The organism is uncultured Exiguobacterium sp. (genome assembly GCF_964277885.1).
GTDB lineage: Bacteria > Bacillota > Bacilli > Exiguobacteriales > Exiguobacteriaceae > Exiguobacterium_A.
On sequence record NZ_CAXYJR010000005.1, the window covers coordinates 542011 to 561469 of the forward strand.

At 45.8% G+C, this 19459-nt stretch carries 23 protein-coding genes; 15 read left to right on the forward strand and 8 right to left on the reverse strand.

What is annotated here, in order from left to right; translation table 11 throughout:
- The first annotated feature begins 4 nt into the window (after window positions 1–4).
- Entirely contained in the window at window positions 5–520 is a 516-nt protein-coding gene (locus tag ACHWTJ_RS04430) for a hypothetical protein (protein ID WP_294740390.1), read from the forward strand.
- A 35-nt stretch (window positions 521–555) separates the two neighbouring features.
- Here the strand turns inward: ACHWTJ_RS04430 and ACHWTJ_RS04435 are convergent, their stop codons facing one another.
- Window positions 556–912, reverse strand: coding sequence for a DUF1304 domain-containing protein (locus ACHWTJ_RS04435; RefSeq protein ID WP_294740391.1), 357 nt, complete (start codon window positions 910–912; stop codon window positions 556–558).
- 69 nt (window positions 913–981) lie between these two features.
- On the reverse strand, window positions 982–1284 hold the full coding sequence (locus tag ACHWTJ_RS04440) for a PepSY domain-containing protein (RefSeq protein WP_012371126.1): 303 nt from the start codon (window positions 1282–1284) through the stop codon (window positions 982–984).
- Window positions 1285–1403: 119 nt separating this feature from the next.
- On the opposite strand from ACHWTJ_RS04440, the gene ACHWTJ_RS04445 reads away from it, so the two are divergent.
- Together ACHWTJ_RS04445 and ACHWTJ_RS04450 are read left to right on the forward strand one after the other, a co-directional pair.
- Complete coding sequence (locus ACHWTJ_RS04445) at window positions 1404–2474, forward strand: M42 family metallopeptidase (RefSeq protein WP_294745240.1); 1071 nt, start codon at window positions 1404–1406, stop codon at window positions 2472–2474.
- A 157-nt stretch (window positions 2475–2631) separates the two neighbouring features.
- Window positions 2632–3645: a PTS transporter subunit IIC gene (locus tag ACHWTJ_RS04450; RefSeq protein WP_394679189.1), complete on the forward strand. Its 1014-nt coding sequence runs from the start codon at window positions 2632–2634 to the stop codon at window positions 3643–3645.
- A gap of 88 nt (window positions 3646–3733) precedes the next feature.
- Here the strand turns inward: ACHWTJ_RS04450 and ACHWTJ_RS04455 are convergent, their stop codons facing one another.
- A complete protein-coding gene (locus ACHWTJ_RS04455) occupies window positions 3734–4024 on the reverse strand; it encodes a hypothetical protein (protein ID WP_294740394.1) in 291 nt (96 codons plus the stop codon).
- A 126-nt stretch (window positions 4025–4150) separates the two neighbouring features.
- On the opposite strand from ACHWTJ_RS04455, the gene ACHWTJ_RS04460 reads away from it, so the two are divergent.
- From ACHWTJ_RS04460 to ACHWTJ_RS04490, 7 genes are all read left to right on the forward strand, one after another.
- Window positions 4151–4459 carry a thioredoxin family protein gene (locus tag ACHWTJ_RS04460; protein WP_294745247.1) on the forward strand — a complete coding sequence of 103 codons (309 nt, stop codon included), beginning with the start codon at window positions 4151–4153 and terminating at the stop codon, window positions 4457–4459.
- A 53-nt stretch (window positions 4460–4512) separates the two neighbouring features.
- Window positions 4513–5310, forward strand: coding sequence for a DUF1444 domain-containing protein (locus tag ACHWTJ_RS04465; protein WP_294745250.1), 798 nt, complete (start codon window positions 4513–4515; stop codon window positions 5308–5310).
- Window positions 5311–5363: 53 nt separating this feature from the next.
- Entirely contained in the window at window positions 5364–5972 is a 609-nt protein-coding gene (ytpR, locus tag ACHWTJ_RS04470; RefSeq protein ID WP_394679190.1) for a YtpR family tRNA-binding protein, read from the forward strand.
- Window positions 5973–6009: 37 nt separating this feature from the next.
- On the forward strand, window positions 6010–6744 hold the full coding sequence (locus ACHWTJ_RS04475) for a hypothetical protein (protein ID WP_294750582.1): 735 nt from the start codon (window positions 6010–6012) through the stop codon (window positions 6742–6744).
- Window positions 6745–6822: 78 nt separating this feature from the next.
- Window positions 6823–8118, forward strand: coding sequence for a UDP-N-acetylmuramate--L-alanine ligase (murC, locus tag ACHWTJ_RS04480; protein WP_023469075.1), 1296 nt, complete (start codon window positions 6823–6825; stop codon window positions 8116–8118).
- A 171-nt stretch (window positions 8119–8289) separates the two neighbouring features.
- Entirely contained in the window at window positions 8290–8805 is a 516-nt protein-coding gene (locus tag ACHWTJ_RS04485; RefSeq protein WP_023469074.1) for a DUF2179 domain-containing protein, read from the forward strand.
- A gap of 92 nt (window positions 8806–8897) precedes the next feature.
- Window positions 8898–9338 carry a DNA starvation/stationary phase protection protein gene (locus ACHWTJ_RS04490; RefSeq protein WP_294740399.1) on the forward strand — a complete coding sequence of 147 codons (441 nt, stop codon included), beginning with the start codon at window positions 8898–8900 and terminating at the stop codon, window positions 9336–9338.
- Between the two features lie 53 nt (window positions 9339–9391).
- Here ACHWTJ_RS04490 and ACHWTJ_RS04495 read toward each other — a convergent pair whose 3' ends face one another.
- On the reverse strand, window positions 9392–10504 hold the full coding sequence (locus tag ACHWTJ_RS04495) for an aminopeptidase (RefSeq protein ID WP_294740400.1): 1113 nt from the start codon (window positions 10502–10504) through the stop codon (window positions 9392–9394).
- Between the two features lie 139 nt (window positions 10505–10643).
- Between ACHWTJ_RS04495 and ACHWTJ_RS04500 the strand changes: the two genes are divergently transcribed.
- From ACHWTJ_RS04500 to ccpA, 4 genes are all read left to right on the forward strand, one after another.
- A complete protein-coding gene (locus ACHWTJ_RS04500; RefSeq protein WP_029342359.1) occupies window positions 10644–11213 on the forward strand; it encodes a DUF948 domain-containing protein in 570 nt (189 codons plus the stop codon).
- Window positions 11210–11746: a YtxH domain-containing protein gene (locus ACHWTJ_RS04505; RefSeq protein WP_064299494.1), complete on the forward strand. Its 537-nt coding sequence runs from the start codon at window positions 11210–11212 to the stop codon at window positions 11744–11746. Before ACHWTJ_RS04500 ends, ACHWTJ_RS04505 begins: the two co-directional genes overlap by 4 nt.
- Window positions 11747–11949: 203 nt before the next feature.
- Entirely contained in the window at window positions 11950–13035 is a 1086-nt protein-coding gene (locus ACHWTJ_RS04510) for a bifunctional 3-deoxy-7-phosphoheptulonate synthase/chorismate mutase (protein ID WP_023469069.1), read from the forward strand.
- A 158-nt stretch (window positions 13036–13193) separates the two neighbouring features.
- Window positions 13194–14204, forward strand: coding sequence for a catabolite control protein A (gene ccpA / locus ACHWTJ_RS04515; RefSeq protein WP_394679191.1), 1011 nt, complete (start codon window positions 13194–13196; stop codon window positions 14202–14204).
- A 53-nt stretch (window positions 14205–14257) separates the two neighbouring features.
- On the opposite strand, the gene ACHWTJ_RS04520 is transcribed toward ccpA, so the two are convergent.
- The 4 genes from ACHWTJ_RS04520 to ACHWTJ_RS04535 form a co-directional block, all read right to left on the reverse strand.
- Window positions 14258–15013, reverse strand: coding sequence for a maltotransferase domain-containing protein (locus ACHWTJ_RS04520; RefSeq protein ID WP_394679192.1), 756 nt, complete (start codon window positions 15011–15013; stop codon window positions 14258–14260).
- A 105-nt stretch (window positions 15014–15118) separates the two neighbouring features.
- A complete protein-coding gene (locus ACHWTJ_RS04525; RefSeq protein ID WP_294740402.1) occupies window positions 15119–16312 on the reverse strand; it encodes an acetoin utilization protein AcuC in 1194 nt (397 codons plus the stop codon).
- Entirely contained in the window at window positions 16309–16941 is a 633-nt protein-coding gene (locus ACHWTJ_RS04530; RefSeq protein WP_294740403.1) for an acetoin utilization AcuB family protein, read from the reverse strand. The genes ACHWTJ_RS04525 and ACHWTJ_RS04530 overlap by 4 nt, the downstream gene beginning before the upstream one ends.
- A gap of 18 nt (window positions 16942–16959) precedes the next feature.
- The gene (locus ACHWTJ_RS04535; RefSeq protein WP_394679193.1) at window positions 16960–17592 is read right to left on the reverse strand and encodes a GNAT family N-acetyltransferase; all 633 of its coding nucleotides are present in this window, start codon (window positions 17590–17592) and stop codon (window positions 16960–16962) included.
- Window positions 17593–17738: 146 nt separating this feature from the next.
- Between ACHWTJ_RS04535 and acsA the strand changes: the two genes are divergently transcribed.
- Complete coding sequence (acsA, locus tag ACHWTJ_RS04540; protein WP_394679194.1) at window positions 17739–19442, forward strand: acetate--CoA ligase; 1704 nt, start codon at window positions 17739–17741, stop codon at window positions 19440–19442.
- The last annotated feature ends 17 nt before the right edge of the window (window positions 19443–19459 follow it).

Sequence of the window (19459 nt, forward strand, 5' to 3'; positions counted from 1 at the left end):
GGGGATGTGGCAGAAAAGCTTAGCCTTCGTAACGGCGCTCTTTCTCGCGTTAAGTATCGGTCAATCGGTACTTGCTGCGGTTGATACCTCAGAAATGACAAAAGCATTAGATGAGGAATTACCAACGACGCATTACGATTATAAAAAAGGTTCGGTCGAAATCGAGGATCCGAAGACGTTCACGAACGGAAAAGGAGAAGAAGTCATTGGCGGAATCGCTGTCATCAAGACAGTCCGTGACGGCATCTTCATCACAATCAAACGTGAAATCCACTTCTTCAATGCCGATAGCGGTAAATTGTTGACGAGTGCCGACGCTGCAAAAGTTGATGGCGTAAAAGAGTACATCGACAGCAACTCGGACAATCTTCATCAAAAAGTCGTTTACTGGTTACCGGTACTCTTGATGTTGTTGATCATCGCTGTACCAGCGATCGTCTTGTACATTGTTGTTCCACGTCTATATTCGACGACGGAATACATGAATCCAATCTACGAACGCAACGATAACCCACGTTAATCAAAAAAGCCTCTATCCGTTCGGATAGAGGTTTTTTATGCTAATAATACGAAGATGAAAGCGAGTATGGCAGGTAGGCCTTGTTTGAGTAAAATGGAACGATTAGCCGTCAAGGCGCCATAGAGTGCGGCGATGATCACGCAAGCTAAAAAGAACAGTTGGACAGCAACATCCTCACGGATCAGACCAAACAGAAGACCGGCTGCTAAAAAGCCGTTGTAGAGACCTTGATTGGCAAAAAGCGTCTGGATTTGCTTGGATGCGATCGCTTCATCCGTCAGTCCGAATGTACGTCGTGCCGCCTTAGAGGATAAAAAGAACATTTCAAGAGCCATAATATAAAAGTGTTCTAAGGAAACGAGTAAAACGAAGATTGTAGCCAGAATCGACATGAGTCATACCACCTTTATAGGAAAGTTGAAAAAAGACCGTACTTCGTCGATCGAAGCACGGTCTTTTGATTAAGCGTATTCGAGTAGTGCGCCAGTTTCGGCATCAACTGTGAATTGATACGTTTTTTCGTCATCACCTTCAAGGACCGAGATGCCACCTTTGTAGCTTTGGTAGTCACGTGACTCATATGCGTAAGCCTCTGGTGTTGCAGAGATCCATGCACCTTGGACACGTCCTTTTGCTGAAAATGTGCGTTTCGTGATTTCGAGCGCTTCCTCGGCAGAAAGTTGTTTGTTATCAACGGCTTTCTTCACTGCGAAAGCGGCGACGACAGCTGCTGCCAATCCGATAATCCAATAGCGTTTTTTCATTAAAATTCCCCTCCTTACAGGTTCTATTCCTACTGTACCAAATAATTCGTTCAGAGAGAAACAAAAGGTTAAGTGATAGAAGCAATTTTTTGTATAATGAGAAGCAGGAGGCGATACATATGAATGAAAAAACGAGAGAGTTATTTCGAACACTGACGGAATTGAATGGGGCGCCGGGGTTTGAGCACGACGTTCGTCAGTTCGTTCGCGAACGCATCACGCCTGTCACGGATGAGATCGTTACGGATGGACTCGGGTCGATTTTTGGAAAACGAACTGGGGATGCAGCTGGACCAAAAGTCATGGTTGCCGGGCACATGGACGAAGTGGCATTCATGGTGACGCAAATCACGAAGAACGGAATGTTGCGGATTCAACCGCTCGGTGGCTGGTGGAGCCAAGTGTTGCTTGCGCAACGCTTCTCGATCTGTACGGACAACGGTGTCATCCCTGGTGTCATCGCATCGATTCCACCACACTTATTGACAGAAGAAGTACGCAATAAGCCGATGGCGATCAAAGACATGTTCATCGATATCGGTGCGGACTCAAAAGAAGAGGCGGAATCGTTTGGAGTACGTCCAGGTATTCCTGCCGTACCATTTTTCCCGTTCACACCGATGGCGAATCCGAAAAAGATCATGGCGAAAGCATGGGATAACCGCTATGGTGTCGGAATGGCGATTGAATTGTTAGAAGAGACAACAGCGGCGGATCATCCGAATATCCTTTATTCAGGCGCAACGGTTCAAGAAGAAGTTGGGTTGCGCGGAGCGCAAACAGCGACAGCACTCATAGATCCTGATGTGGCGTTCGTCGTCGACGCTTCTCCTGCCAATGATGCATCAGGAGACAAAACGGAATTCGGTCAACTCGGACAAGGACCATTACTCCGTATCAAAGACAGCGTCATGATCCTCTCAAAAGAGATGACGGATTACGTCCTCGATACGGCAGAATCGAACAAGATTCCGTACCAATATTATGTCGGTGCAGGTGGAACCGATGGTGGTGTTATCCATCGTTCGAATAATGGGATTCCAACGACAGTCGTTGGTTTACCAGCACGCTACATCCATACGCATGCATCGATCATGCATACGGATGACTATGATGCGGCGAAGGAATTGCTTCGGAAACTCGTCACGAACCTCGATACGACGACGCTTGCGACATTGCAAGTCAAGTAAATGAAATGACAGACAGTGGATTTGAATCCACTGTCTGTTTTTGTTTAATAAGAACGATGTAAGTATGGGCTGTCTTGTCAGTTGAAAAAACAGTCTAGTCGGATCGGAAGTGGATTTGATATAATGATACGCGATGTTGAGTAAAGGACGTGACAAAATGTTCAAGCAAAAGGGAATCTCACTTAGCCCTAAAGTATATTTCATCACCGTATTAAGTTATATGGCACTTGGTCTGTTCAGTTCTTTGATCATGGGTTTGATTATTCGTACGATCGGAGAAGGATTGGTAGATCGCGGTATCGAAGCAAAGTTTCTCATTCAATTAGGCGAGCAGGCAATCGCGTTGACCGGACCAGCAATCGGTGTAGCTGTAGCGTTTGCGCTTGAGGCACCACCGCTTATCTTGTTCGCAGCAGTTGCCGTTGGAGCATTTGGATATGAAGCGGGCGGACCGGCTGGCAGTTACATCGCGACACTACTTGCGACGGAAATTGGAAAACTCGTGTCGAAGACGACGCGACTCGATATTTTATTGACACCATTCGTCACGTTGTTAGCTGGATTTGTTGCTGGACGTTACGCCGGGAAATGGATTGGAAAAGGGATGACGGATCTCGGTGAGTTGATTCGCTGGGGAACGGAACGTGAACCTTTGTTCATGGGTATTTTCATTGCTACCGTCATGGGACTTGCTTTGACGGCACCGATATCGAGCGCTGCCCTTGGAATCATGCTTGGATTGGATGGACTTGCTGCGGGTGCGGCGACGATCGGCTGTGCCGCACAGATGATTGGTTTTGGTGTCATCAGTTATCGTGATAACGGGATCGGAGGCGTCATCGCACAAAGTATCGGCACATCGATGCTCCAAGTCGGAAACATTATCCGCAATCCTTGGATTCTTATTCCGCCTACGATTGCAGGTGCCATCTTAGCGCCATTCGCGACTGTTCTGTTAACGCTTGAAAGCAACCCGGAAGGTTCTGGTATGGGAACGAGCGGATTCGTTGGTCCGTTGATGTTATTAAAAACGATGGGGTTCGAAATGGAATATTACATAGCAGTCGCTGTTCTCTGTTTCTTAGCACCCGGCATCATCAGTTATCTTATCTATCGGCTATTGCGACGACTCGGTCGGATTCAAGATGGTGACTTAAAAATCGAATATTAAATACAAAAAGCTGATTTTAAAGGATGTACCTGTTTAACCGAAGGATGGATAAACAAGGATATACCTTTTTGAATCAGCTTTTTTCATTTCATAAAGAGAATCCGAATGAACTCGAATAAAAACTCGTGAAGAAGACATAGAGATAAATGAGATAGAGAGGAGTCAAATAACGCATGCGCACGACAGGTAATTTCCGGGCGAGTCGTTTTCCGAGTGCTTCGAGTAGAATGATGACCGCAAAACCGACGACTAGATATAATAGAATTTCGGGTAAGCTCCGTTCAGAATCAATGAAGGAATAGCCGTAACGTAAACAACTCGTCATGCCGATGAAGCCAACGAAGCGTTCGAACGGATGTTTGATTGGTTGATCTGCCATAGTGAAGTCCTTTCCAGGTGTTTTCTAGTTGCAGTATAGCAAACCAAGCACGAAAACGCACAGTCACATTTGAATATGCTATGATGAGAGCAATGACTTCTAGGGAAATCAAAGGAGGAAATCATCATGAAAACATTACAATCCAAACAAGAATTTGATACAGCAAAACAGGACAAAGCCGTCTTTTTATTCTCAGCAAACTGGTGCCCGGATTGCCGTTTCTTAGATCCGTTCATGCCGGAAATCGAGCAGACGTTTGATACGTTTGAATTTTACTATGTCGATCGTGACGATCATATTGAAATTGCCCAGGAAATGGACATCTTCGGAATTCCAAGTTTCGTCGCGTTCCGTGATGGTGAAGAAACAGGACGTTATGTCGGGAAAGAGCGGAAGACACCAGAACAAGTGACAGCATTTTTAGAAACGGTTTAAGAAAAAAGCGAGCGCTGACTCGCTTTTTTTCATGATAGAAAGGATGGAATCAAGTGGAACTACAACAAATCCGAAGAATGATGACGCAAACATTCGAAAAAGAAGGGTATACGACGTATTTCGATCGTGAAAAGTCCGTGTTACGAATTGAACGGAAGCATGATAAATCAGGCGTTGATGTCGGATTGAATCCGCTCGTCGCAAAAGCAAAACGAAGAGGAGTCATCGCAGTCGAAGAGACGATTGAATACATCCGTGCTGTACTTGGGCAAACAGATCACATCTCACTCGCTGGACAAGAGCAGAAGATATTCCCTGTCATTCGCGCCAAATCGTTTGCTGATACGACAAAAGAAGGGAAAATGCTCGTCAGCACACCACATACCGGTGAGACGAAAATTATGTACGCACTTGATTTAGGCGCGACGTATCGTTTGATCGACGAGGAGTTATTGGCATCAGCAGAATGGACGGCTGAACAGCTATCAGAAGCTGCGCGTTTTAACCTGAAATCGCTTGATGCGCCATTTAAACAAGATGAAGTCGCGGGGAACCTCTTTTATTTCTTGAGTCTTGGAGACGGATATGAGGCGAGTCGTGTCTTGAATAAGACGTTATTAGCTGATTATGCGGCGCGAATCGAAGGGGAGTTCGCTGTCGGTATTCCGCATCAGGATGTACTGATTTTCGCAGATATTCGTAATGACGCCGGATATGATGTCTTACAGCAACTGATGTTTGACTTCTTCTCGAACGGTCGTGTACCGGTCACAGCTTTACCATTCTTATATGAAGATGGCAATCTGGAGCCAGTCTTCGTCCTTGCGAAAAACAAGCAGCCGAAAGAGTGAAGAATCTGATACAATAGGCATTGTGAGAAAGACGGAAGGGAGTCATGGATTGAATGAATGTGTTTTATAATAAAGAGGGCGTCGGCGACGTCTTAATGATCATTTTGGAAGATGCACCACGTGCGGAAGTGACAGCGATTCGTGAAGGAGACGTAGCAATCATCAAGCATGGTGATCGTGTCATCGGCTACAATCTGTTTGATGCTTCGACTACATTTACGATCGAGACACAAGGACCGATTGAATTGACGGAAGAATTGGCAACACGCATCCAACAGGAACTAGCGAATCGAGATATCGAATTGTCACTCGAACAAGTGGATTATTCTTCGAAATTCGTTGTTGGGTTCGTTGCTTCTTGCGAGAAACATCCGGATGCTGATAAATTGTCGGTCTGTCAGGTAGAAGTAGACAACGGAACTTTACAAATCGTTTGTGGAGCACCGAATGTAGCGGCGGGTCAAAAAGTTGTCGTCGCTAAACCAGGTGCAGTCATGCCGTCTGGTTTAATCATTCGTCCTTCGGCGTTACGCGGTGTACCATCGAGCGGTATGCTTTGTTCAGCGCGTGAGCTCGGGCTTGCCGATGCACCACAAGAAAAAGGGATTCTTGTACTCGATGATACAAAAGCAGTAGGGGAAGCATTCTCAATCGGTCGATGATTCGACCGATTTTTTAACAAGATGGAGGGGTGAACGTATGAGTAATCGTTATGAACAGTCACTGAAGGAGCAGGCTGCCCGGATTCGTCGAGAGCTTGCGGGGGAACGTGAGACAAAGCCGGTAGAACGTCCGAAAAAAGAGGAGCGTGAAGATCGCTTCGTCTTAACGGATGTGCCTTCACCGATTTATGGATTCCAACGTCCGAAGCAATCTGCATCGGAAACCATAAAAGCTACGGAAGAAACGGAAACGAGTGAGCAGGTTTCGGAAACAGTCGAAGAGGGAATTACTGATGAGGTTGCTTTGACGAATCAAGAACTAATCGCGCAGGAAGTCGTATTAGACGAAGCGGAAGCAGATGCTGGCCTTGTACCGGTGACGGACGTCGAATTACTCGTACCGGAACCTGAAGCTAATCAAGATCATGTGAACGAAGTGGAATTACCGACCGTGCTAGAAACTGAAGAAACGGTTGTAGAAGAATCGATAAGCGAAGTGCCTTCTATTCGTGAGACCGTGGAAGAACAAACTGTTCCGGCGGATACATCGAGCGAGGTACTTCTTGATGAACAAAAAGCAGAGGAACAACGATCGGAAGAAGTCACTTCGATTTTGAATCCATCTGTCGCTGAAGCGGAAGTGGTAGCACCTATTCAGTCGGAAGTGAAAAAACCGGTCGGGCCGCCTGTCAACGTCGTCATGACGACGAAAGATTTAATGGCGATGTATCGCGCACGTCGAGAACAAAATAATTTACATGGTAAAAAATAAATCGGTTTGCTATAATGGTACAGGTTTTGTACCCGAGCCCGATGGTACGGACCGGAACGTGAATTGGAGGGCTTTTATATGACAAAGTATCATTTTGTTGGAATCAAAGGAACAGGGATGAGTGCGCTCGCCCAAGTACTACATGAGATGAATCATGAGGTGCAAGGTTCAGACATCGAAAAGCACATTTTTACTGAAGACGCGTTACGGGCTAAGGGAATTCCATTTTTCCCGTTCAATGCGGATAACATCAAAGAAGATTATGTCATCATCCAAGGGAATGCTTTTGGAGATGATCACCCAGAAATCGCACGGGCAAATGAACTTGGTTTAACCATCCATCATTATTATGATTTCTTAGGACACCTAGCAAATGAATATCGTTCGGTTGCCATTACAGGCTCACACGGAAAAACGTCGACGACAGGTTTGCTTTCACACGTCTTGAGCGGTATTACACCGACAGCTTTCTTGATCGGAGACGGGACAGGGGCAGGAGTAGAGGATGCGAAAGCATTCGTCTTCGAGGCATGTGAATACAAACGTCACTTCTTATATTACAAGCCGGACTACGCTATCATGACGAATATCGACTTCGATCATTCGGATTATTTCACAGGAATCGATGACGTCGTTTCGGCATTCCAAGAAATGGCGATGCAGGTTAAGCAAGCGATCGTTGCTTGTGGAGATGACGAACATCTTCAAAACATTCAAGCGAATGTACCTGTTCTCTATTATGGATTCGGAGAGAACAATGACTTCCGTGCGGAAAATGCGACGTCAACGCCAGATGGAACATCGTTTGATGTCTATTTACGTGATGATTTCTACGGCACGTTCCTTATTCCAGGATTCGGTCGTCATCATGTCTTGAATGCACTCTCTGTCATTGCGATCTGTCAGTACGAAGGGTTGAGCAAAGACGACGTTGCTGAACGTTTAGCCACATTTGGTGGTGTAAAACGTCGCTTCAGTGAGTCGGAATTCGGCACACAAATCTTAGTAGATGATTATGCGCACCATCCGAAGGAAATCAGCGCGACGATTGAGTCGGCACGGAAGAAATATCCGGACCGTGAAGTCATTGCGATTTTCCAACCGCATACGTACACACGCTTGAAATCATTCATGGATGATTTCGCGACTTCTTTACGTGAAGCAGATGCGACATATCTATGCGAAATCTTTGGATCGGCACGTGAGCAGGAAGGGCAAGTTCGCGTCGAAGATTTGCAGGAGAAAATCCCGCAAGCTTCTATTCTGACGCGCGATAACGTTTCTGTTCTACGTCAGCATGAAAATGCTGTGCTTCTATTCATGGGAGCGGGCGACATCCAAACGTATCAGCATCAGTATCAAAGCGTAAAATAATCGAAAACCCAAAGTGTCACTCGACCCGAGTGGCGCTTTTTTTGTCGTAAATTTGAATTATGATAGTAATTTCAAAAAACCGATGAGGAAAATCTAAAATAGGATTGCATCTTGAAATAAAGTTTGAAATAGTGTGTATGTGTTGAAGTTATTACAGAAAGGAAAGACACCATGGGACAGATTTTACTCATCTTATTGCTCCAGTTGATTTACGTTCCAGTTTTGACATTACGGACGATCATGCTCGTCAAAGGGCGGACTGTCATTGCCGGATTATTTGGTACGGTGGAAACATTGATTTACATTTTTGCACTAGGAATTGTTTTTCAAGATTTGACGACGCTTGGTATGGTTGTTTATGCGCTCGGATTTGGCCTAGGAATACTCGTCGGTGGATATGTCGAACGAAAACTAGCTATCGGTTACAATATGATTCAAGTGCATACGCAAGAATTTCCAGCGGAATTGATTCAAGTCATTCGCGATAATGGTTTCGGTGTGACACATTACCAAGGTCAAGGACGAGACGGTGTCCGTTATCGGTTAGATGTGCTCGCGGCTCGAACACGTATGAAAGTGCTTCGTAATCTCGTTGAAGAATACGAACCGAAAGCATTCCTCGTCGCATTCGATTCCGTCGATTTCAAAGGTGGATACATGCTAAAGGGATTAAAACGTCCGCGATGAAACACTCTTCCTGAAAATGATGTTTATCCTTTGTTATTTAAGGATAAAGATGAAATAGAACGTCATTTGAAATCAGGAAAGGGGAATATCAGATGATCAGTAATCATGCAAAAGCAGCTTTGAATCAGCAGGTGGCAAACTATGGGGTCCTATTCGTCAAACTCCACAATTACCACTGGTACATCAAAGGACCAGACTTCTTGACACTCCATGTGAAGCTTGAAGAACTGTATACATGGGTGTCTGAGCAATACGATGTCGTTGCGGAACGTCTCTTGATGAATAACGGGACACCTTCAGCGACGCTAAAAGAGTATCTAGAGCAAACGACACTTGAAGAAGCAAAATCAGGTTTGTCTGCAGATGAGATGATCGATTCAGTCATCAAAGACTTCCAACAAGTCCGAAAAGAGATGCTTGATGCGATAGAACACCTTGAGGCACAAGACGTGACAGTGGAAGATGATCTGCTGGGTCAAGCGAAGGAAATCGAAAAACAAATTTGGATGCTCCGTGCGACATTGAAAAAGTAAGATAATAAAAACGGATGATCCGGTCCTATGAAGGACCGACCATCCGCTTTTTCTTATTTCAGGTTTTCAGGATTGAGGACTTCGAGTTCTGGAAGGACGAAACGACCGTCTTTACGGATCAAGACGTCGTCGAACCAGATTTCTCCACCACCGTAATCAGGGCGTTGGATGTTGACGAGATCCCAGTGAACGGATGAATCATTACCGTTATAGGCTTCTTCGTAAGCTTGACCTGGTGTGAAGTGGAAGCTACCATCGATTTTTTCATCGAATAGAATATCCTTCATCGGATGCTGAATGAAGGGATTGACGCCGATCGCGAATTCGCCGACGAAACGAGAACCAGCATCAGTATCGAAGACTTGGTTGATCCGATCTGTATCGTTTGCCGTCGCTTCGACGATTTTACCGTCTTTAAACGTCAGTTTGACGTTTTCAAACGTAAACCCTTGATACGGAGATGGTGTGTTATATGAGATGACACCGTTGACCGAATCCTTGACGGGTGCCGTAAAGACTTCACCGTCTGGGATGTTAGCATTTCCGGCGCATTTGATGGCTGGGATGTCTTTGATTGAAAACGTTAGATCCGTTCCTGGTCCGACGAGACGAACACGATCTGTCTGGTTCATTAAGTCGACGAGTGGTTCCATCGCTTGTCCCATCTTTTCATAATCAAGCGTACAGACATCGAAGTAGAAATCTTCGAATGCTTCTGTCGATTGGTTGGCAAGTTGCGCCATCGATGCAGTTGGGAAGCGAAGGACGACCCATTTCGTTCCTTTGACACGATCTTGTGTGTGCATCTTACCAATTGTTTGACCGTACAGTTTCATTTGTTCAGCCGGTACATCCGATAGTTCGTTGATGTTATCACCAGCACGCAGTCCGATGTATGCATCCATCGCTTGCATTTGCTTGCGTTCGATGTCTGCCATCAATTGGAGTTGCTCTTCTGAAGCATTTCGGTATAATTTTCGTAGGATACGATTATCCTTAAGTAAGACGAACGGATGACCGCCAGCTGCGTAGGCAGCTTCGACGAGCGCCTCGACCAGTTCGCGTTCGATGCCGAAGTTTTCAATCAATACTTTTTCACCAGGTTCAAGGGCAACCGAATAATTAATGAGATTCGTTGCCAATTGAGTAAGACGTGGGTCACGCATGTAATTTCCCCCTCGAAATGGATGATGTAGGTTTCATTTATCATTGTAACGGAAATAAACCATTTGGAGTAGCAGGAACGACTTGCTACATGTCGAACTATCAACAAAAGACTATGCAAAAAAATTGGAGGCAAGAACCATGGAAATCACATTAGGCGGAATCGCCGGATTAGTCGCTGCGATCGCATTCGTAGTGCTCGTCATTTTCCTTGCCCGTGTATTAGGTGCTGCGAGTAAGACGCTCAACAATGTAGCCAACACGACAGCAGGACTCGAACGTCAATTAGACGGTATCATGATGGAGACGACAGCGTTGTTACATAAGACGAATCGTCTGGTCGATACGATTGAAGAAAAAACAGAATTGCTTGCACCTGTCGCAAACTCGATCGAAGAACTCGGTACGTCATTAAACAAAGTGACAGATTCTGTCCGGACAGTATCCGATACGGTTGCTGGTGCGGCGGATACGAATAAAGAACAGATTGCGCAAGCAGTCCGTTGGGGCTCAGTCGCTGTAGAGTTATTTAAGAAAAATAAACCAGCAGAGACTACGGTTCAAAATCATTCGACGGCAACAACGACGGTTGAGAAAAAGCCACGTCGTCGATTCCGGAAAAAGGCAGAGGCGCCGGTCACACCGGAAGTCGTGTCAGTACCGGACGTCGAAAGCATTCCAGATGAGTTGAAGGGAGATCGTAAATCATGACGAAACAACACCCATATCAAGCACAAGATTCTTCTAAAGGAGGAGGCTTCTTGGCCGGAGTCATCGTTGGTGGATTGATTGGTGCTGCGGCAGCTCTCCTTTCTAGCCCAAAATCAGGTCGTGAAGTACGCAATCTGATTGACGAGCGTACAGCTCCTGCGCGTCAACGTTTAACGGAACAGACACAAGTTGTCCGCGAAAAAGCGGAGCCACTTGTAGGTGAGTGGATTCAACTAGCGAAAGATAAGGCAGCACCTGTCATTGAAAAAGCAAAGAATAATTCAACGGTTCAAGAAGCGGCACAATATGCGGGCTTTGAGAAGGATCAGGCAAGCATCGATGCTGCTCTCGCAGAAGCAGAACAGCTCGTACGGGACATCGAACGTGAAATCGGCGACGAAGTAGATGGGGCGTCAGTGGCAGAAGAAATCGACACGGAAACGGTCGTTGAACTTTCGGAGTTACGTGAACAGTTAGCAGACGAACAAGAGGAAGACAATGATCCGCAGTCTGATGTGAATCATAAGAAATAATCAATACATTGAGGAGCTCTCATCACGAGGGCTCTTTTTCTATGTTTCCTTGATAGAGAAATCATAAAAAAAAATTATATGAAAAAACGTAATTTATTTTCATATTTTAAGAAATCATGCAGCTTCTTTATGTACAACAGGGAAAGAGTTCGCTATAATTAGTTGCTATTACGAGCTATATGCTGATTAGGGAGTGGTAGGACATGGATCAACATGCAGAATTAAAAAGATTACGTGATGAACTCGATTTAGTGAATGCAGAATTATTGGAATTGATGAACAGACGAGGTCAAATTGCCGTTGAAATCGGAAAAGTCAAACGAGCACAAGGGCTTGATCGATACGACCCTGTTCGAGAACGTCAAATGCTCGAATCAATTGCCGCTAATAACCATGGACCTTTTGAAACAGGACGCCTTCAGCATGTATTTAAAGAAATTTTCAAAGCTTCTCTCGAATTGCAAGGAGAGGACCGGACTCGGAAATTACTCGTATCACGGAAACAAAAACCGACGAATACGATCATACGGATCGGAGATGCCGTTATCGGAGACGGTTCACAACAATTGATCGCTGGACCGTGTGCGGTCGAGAGCGAAGAACAAGTATTTGAAGTCGCGGAACAGCTCGCGAAACATGGCGTGAAGTTCATGCGAGGCGGAGCGTACAAACCACGTACATCGCCTTACGATTTCCAGGGCCTAGGGCTCGAAGGTCTAAAGATGTTGAAAAAAGCAGCGGACGCGCACGGCTTGCATGTCATCACTGAAATCATGACACCGAGCGCCGTTGAATCTGCTTTACCATATGTCGACATCATCCAAGTCGGCGCACGCAACATGCAAAACTTCGATTTACTCAAAGAAGTCGGTCGTACGAATAAACCGGTTCTTTTAAAACGAGGTCTTTCTGCAACGCTCGAGGAATTCATGTACGCGGCTGAGTACATTATGGCGAGCGGTAACGATCAAGTCATCTTATGTGAGCGTGGTATTCGGACGTATGAACGTGCAACACGGAACACGCTTGATATCTCAGCAGTTCCGATTCTGAAGCAAGAGACGCATCTCCCTGTCATGGTCGATGTCACGCACTCGACAGGACGTAAGGATTTACTCTTGCCAACAGCAAAAGCGGCGTATGCGATCGGGGCAGACGCTGTCATGGTCGAAGTCCATCCGTTCCCAGCACTTGCGTTGTCTGATGCGAACCAACAACTCGATTTCCAAGAATTCGATACGTTCATCGAAAACTTGACGACTACCTTTCCGGCACTAAACGTTCAATGATTTCCGAAAAAGGGTAACCTAAAGCGAATGAAAACGTTTTACAATGAAGGAAGAATGGGAAAAGAAAAGTATCTTTTCCTGTCTTCCTTTCGTGTTGCCTAAAAATGAAAACGAAATGAAAACACTTGAGATGGATCATACTAAAGGAGGAATTTGTTTTGAATAGTAATATTACGATTTACGATGTCGCGCGAGAGGCTGCTGTTTCGATGGCGACCGTATCGCGTGTCGTCAACGGAAACCCGAATGTCAAACCATCTACACGAAAGAAGGTCCAAGACGCAATCGAACAGCTTGGTTATCGTCCAAACGCTGTTGCCCGTGGACTAGCAAGTAAAAAAACAACGACGGTCGGTGTCATCGTGCCCGATATCTCGAACATCTTCTTTGCGGATTTAGCACGCGGGATTGAGGATGTCGCGACAATGTATAAATATAACATCATTTTATGTAACTCCGACCAAAATCGGGAAAAAGAGATTCATTTGCTCAATACATTACTCGGAAAACAGGTGGATGGAATCATCTTCATGGGTGGACGTCTGCACGAGGATCTCGTTCGTGAGTTCAAAACATCACCGGTTCCGATCGTTCTTGCTGCGACGTTGAATCAAGATTATGATCTTCCTGCCGTCAACATCGATTATGAGAGTGCTGCGCACGATGCTGTTAAGTCTTTGATCGACCGTGGACATGAACGGATTGGATTCATCACTGGACCACTCGAACAGCAAATCAATGGTGAAAAGAAATTTGCGGGTTATCGCCGAGCACTCGAAGAAGCAAATCTTCCGTTTAACGAGCAAAATGTCGTCCTTGGAAACTATACGTATGATTCAGGAATGAAGGCGATGAATCAATTGCTTGAACTTGGAGAAGGTTGCCCACGCGCGATTTTTGCTGGAACGGATGAGATGGCTCTTGGTGTCATCCATGCTTTACAGGATGCCGGACACCGTGTACCGGAAGACTTCGAAGTCATCGGACACGATAACACACGTCTTGCGACGATGATTCGTCCGAAACTGACGACTGTCGTTCAACCGATGTATGATATCGGAGCAGTCTCGATGCGTCTATTGACGAAAATCTTAAATAAAGAAGAAATCGAAACGAACGATGTCACGTTACCACACCGGATCGAACAACGGGATTCGACACGTCCTTAATCGAAAAAACGTCTCTTCTCTCAAGCAAGCTGCTTGAAAAAAGAGACGTTTTTTTATTTCGCGACGGTAATAAGTTCATCTTGATGATGATGGATTTGGTCATTTTCGACATGGAGTCGAACTGTCGTTTGACCAGGTGCAGTCAATGTCACTTTCCCGCTGTAGGCATCACCCTTTTTTTCTAAAGGAACGTAGTTATGCTTTTCAATACCGGTTTCAATGACTTCTACTTGTACGTTCGCCTTTAGCGGTTTCCCATCAAGGAAAACATGAAAGGAGACAGGAAGTTCGGCACCCGCTTTCGCTTTTGTTGCGCCCATGTAATGGACAGACAGACCGTCGACGGCTTCATGATCATGTCCATGCTCGTGCGATGCTTCCTCTTTTTCATGTGAATGATCCATGACAACGAATGAGATTTTATCCATATGATGGAGTCCCTTTTTATCATTGATATGATATAGTCCTTCATATTCACCTTCAGCCAGTTTAGCTTCTGCTTGATAAGAACCCGTCTTTTTCAAGGCTGCCTTGAACTTTTGATGGGCACCGTCTTGTTTTCCGGCTTCCCAAACTTCAAATGTCACGTCCTCGAGGTTAACTGGCTTCTTTTGTTCGACAGCTGACGCTTTAAAAACAACTTTATCTTCTTCCATTGTCTTGGCTGGAACATTGACGTTGACCTCGACCGTCGGTTTGCCTGACCCTTGCATGTTATCGTGATCCATCGCCTGCTTTTCATTGCCACATCCTGCGAGTACGATTCCCGTCGATAGAATAAGACCGGAATAAAGCCATGCCTTTTTCATGATGATTCCCCCAACTATTATTCATTTACTAAGTAAAAATTCCATATTTAGTATAGCAACAAGTTGTGAACTCCGAACGAAATAAATGTGAAGATAAAAAGTCAATTAATCAACGGAGTAGGGGGAAGTCGCAGTCAATTGTTTCTTACGCTCATCATTAACGAACGGCCAAATCAGTCGTTTGACGGTCTCCCAATTTTTTTCTTCGATTTCAGGTCGTCGCGGAATGGCGGGGTAGAGTGGTGTTGGATCATGCCAGTATGTTGGTGGGGTTGTTTCTTGTCCACTCCAACGTTTTTGCCATGAAGTAGGAATCTCTCCACGAAACGGAGCTTGTCCGGTCATGGCAGCAAAAACTTGACTCCACGCGCGTGGGACGACACGATACCAGTCATAGCCACCGCCTCCTAGAGCTACGATTTTCCCATTCGTATATTTATTTGCGGCAGCGACAGCGATTTGAGGTATCTGCTCATAACTTTTCATCGTTAAGGATAGATGAGTCAATGGATCAAGTGCATGTGCATCGGCACCATTTTGTGTGATGATGAGATCCGGCTGGAATAATTCGCACGCTTCAAAGAGTGCCGTCTCATACGCGAGTAAAAACGAATCGTCTTCTGTAAAGGCGTCCAAGGGCACGTTCCAACTAAATCCATACCCTTCTTCAGACCCCCGTTCCGTCACCATTCCCGTTCCTGGAAACAAATAGCGACCCGTCTCATGAAGAGACAACGTCATGACGTCCTTTCGATTGTAAAATGCCCATTGCACTCCATCGCCATGATGGGCGTCCGTATCAACATAAAGAATTTTACAGTGATATTTTTCAATCATCGCTGCCATGGCGACAGCGGTATCGTTATAGACACAAAAACCAGAGGCACGCCCACGGAATCCGTGATGTAAGCCACCACCGATATGAAAGGTTCGTTTATATTGACCAGATAAGACGAGGTCACACGCTTCAATCGTGCCGCCGACAAGGAGAGAAGCGCCGGAATGCATCCCTTGGAACAAAGGAGTATCTTCTGTTCCAAGACCGTACATCTGTGCCTTAAGAGGTGTTAATGCTCCGGTTCCTGCTGCTTTGACGGCAGTAATATAATCTTGATCATGAACGAGTGCCAATTCTTCATCGGTTGCATGACGTGGCGCGATACAAGGAATGTCATCTAATTGATGCATCGCTTCGAGCAAGGAAACCGTTAATTCGAGGCGAATCGGATTGAATGGATGCGTCTCCGAAAACCGATAAGTCGCTTCTTCAGGACTGTACAGGTAGGCAAAATCCTTCATCTGCTCACATCCGGTCCAAGTACATCGAATCCTTCTTTACGTAACTTTTCGATGATCCGAATCGGATTCATCGTCTGGACACGAAACGCAACGATCCGGACATACGGATCGTCTGTTGGATACACGAGTACATTTAAGATATTGATATTCGTTTTAGCAAGCAGTGCGGCAATCTTTGCTAACGTTCCAGCAGTGTTCTCAACACGGATTTCGATTTGAGAACTTGGTTCGAGTGCACCCGTCAATTGAACGAATGTCCGTAACAAATCCGTTTCCGTGACGACACCGGCAAGGCGTCGACCGCGGACGATTGGCAGACAAGTCAAGCGATATTCATAAAACAGCACAGCCGCATCTTCGAGAAAATCAAGCGGATGGGCCGTGACAGGACTTTCAATCATGATACTTGAGACCGGATACTGTAGATCCTGTTTTGCTGTATCCGGATGAAAGATACTACTTGCGCTTTGAATTTCCTTTAGTCCGACGAGACCGACAAGTTCATGACGGGCATTGACGACAAGAATATGACGAATCTGATGACGTTTCATGAGTTCAACCGCATGTGCGATGGAATTCGTCGGTTGCATCGTGATGCACGTCGTATTCATGATTTGTTCGATTAACATGACGATTCCTCCTCGAGCTCAGTCATACATGAAACGTCTTCTCAAGCGTAGCGCATCAAAGTGAGCGACGACTTCAGGGGAGACGTGTTTTCCGATACGCGCCATCAAACAATTAGCGGGATGAGAGGCGATTTCCGGATCATCGGTCGGGAAGAAGATGAGACCCCCATGGTTCATCATCTTCTCCATGATCTTTCGGTAATCCCAGACTGATAGTCCGCTTCCTTTTAAGTCCCAATGCCAGTAATATTCAGTCGTTAAAATCAAATAGTGTTCCATGGCGGGATCCATCATGGAGACTTCAAGTAATTTTTTTCCGATCTGTTGTCCGCGGAACCGAGAGGAGACTTCAATCGCTCCGAGTTCCAAGATGTACGGATTGTTTCCTTCGCTCCATGTTTCATAGGGATCAGGATATAAGTAAGTCACATAACCGATGATTTCCGTTCCTTGACGAGCGACGATGATGCGTCCTTCCTCAAGGTCTGCAATCTCAACGAGCGCTTGATGTTGTTCAGCGGGTGGACGAAAAGCCGTCAACCCTGAATCGAGTGTATACGTTGCAAGTGTTTGACTCGGTACGGGACCTTCGATGTCAACGGGACCGAGTGATGTTTCGTGCGTCCGATGATTGAATTGTTTTTCAAACATGTAAGCGTCACCACCTTCTTATTCATTATAGACGAAAGCGCTTGAGCAAAGAGAGGCATTTTTTAACAAATTGACGGCAAATGGATTGAACTGACGGATAACTAGCTTATAATAAAGAGGAAAACATAGAAGGGGAGGAACGAGACATGAAAGTTTTGAAAGCGCTTCCGGGGAAACATTGGTTAGCAGAGTATGATGAGACGAACACGTACGACTGGAAAGATGCTGAGCAGTACTTTTCATGGGCGACAACGGGGAAAGTCAACATGGCTCATGAAGCAATCGACCGCCACGCAGAAGGCAAGCGGGCGAACAAGGATGCGCTGATCTATTTCGATGGAACGACGGAGCAACACTTCACCTATGCAGATATGAAACGATTGACGAATAAAGCGGCAAACGTATTAGTCGATGCAGGGGTCAAAACGGGTGACCGTATTTTCATCTTCATGCCACGCTCACCGGAACTGTATTTTGCCTTGCTTGGCGCACTGAAGGTAGGTGCAATCGTCGGTCCGTTATTTGAAGCATTCATGGAACAAGCAGTTCGCGATCGCTTGCTTGATTCTGAAGCGAAGTTACTCGTGACGACGAAGGCATTACTCCCACGTGTTCCAGTCGGGGAATTGGAATCACTTGAAAAGGTAGTGCTTGTCGACGAAAATATCGAAGAATCGGACACATTACTCGATTTCCGCAAAGCGTTCGAGCAAGCATCCGACGTATTCGAACCGGTCTGGTTGGATCGTGAAGACGGATTGATCCTACACTATACTTCAGGATCGACAGGGAAACCAAAAGGTGTCCTCCATGTTCAAAATGCGATGATTCAGCATTTAATGACAGGTCGCTGGGTACTTGATCTCCAAGAAGATGATGTCTACTGGTGTACGGCTGACCCGGGATGGGTCACAGGAACAAGCTACGGCATCTTCGCACCATTCTTGAATGGCGCGACGAACGTCGTCGTCGGTGGACGTTTCAATCCGGACTTCTGGTACAGCGTCATCGAGAAGTATAAGGTAACAGTCTGGTATAGTGCGCCAACGGCTTTCCGGATGTTGATGGGAGCGGGAGCGGATGTTGCAAATCATCATGATCTCTCGAGTCTTCGTCATGTATTGTCTGTCGGAGAACCGTTGAACCCGGAAGTCATTCGTTGGGGGAAAGAAGCTTTTGATCAACGGATTCATGATACATGGTGGATGACGGAGACAGGCGCAATGATGATTTGTAACTACAAGTCGATGGACATCAAACCGGGATCAATGGGGAAACCGATTCCAGGAACTCAGGCTGCGATCATTGATGATCAAGGAAATGAGTTACCGCCATTCCGAATGGGGAACCTTGCCTTAAAAACACCATGGCCATCGATGATGCGTCAAATTTGGAACAATCCGCAGAAATATGAATCCTATTTCTTTAAAGGATGGTATGTCTCAGGGGATTCTGCCTATATGGATGACGAAGGTTACTTCTGGTTCCAAGGACGTGTCGATGACGTCATCATGACGGCTGGAGAACGGGTTGGTCCGTTCGAGGTTGAAAGTCGTCTCGTCGAGCACCCAGCTGTCGCAGAAGCCGGTGTCATCGGTAAACCAGATCCAGTTCGCGGTGAAATCATCAAGGCATTCATTGCCTTGCGTGATGGTTACGAGCCGACGGATGAGCTAAAACAAGAAATCCAAGCATTCGTCAAAGAGGGACTTGCTGCTCATGCGGCACCGAGAGAAATCGATTTCCGAGATAAGTTGCCGAAGACACGAAGTGGTAAAATCATGCGCCGTGTTCTGAAAGCGTGGGAATTGAACTTAGAAACAGGTGATCTATCGACGATGGAGGATTGACCGTAAAAAAGGATGAA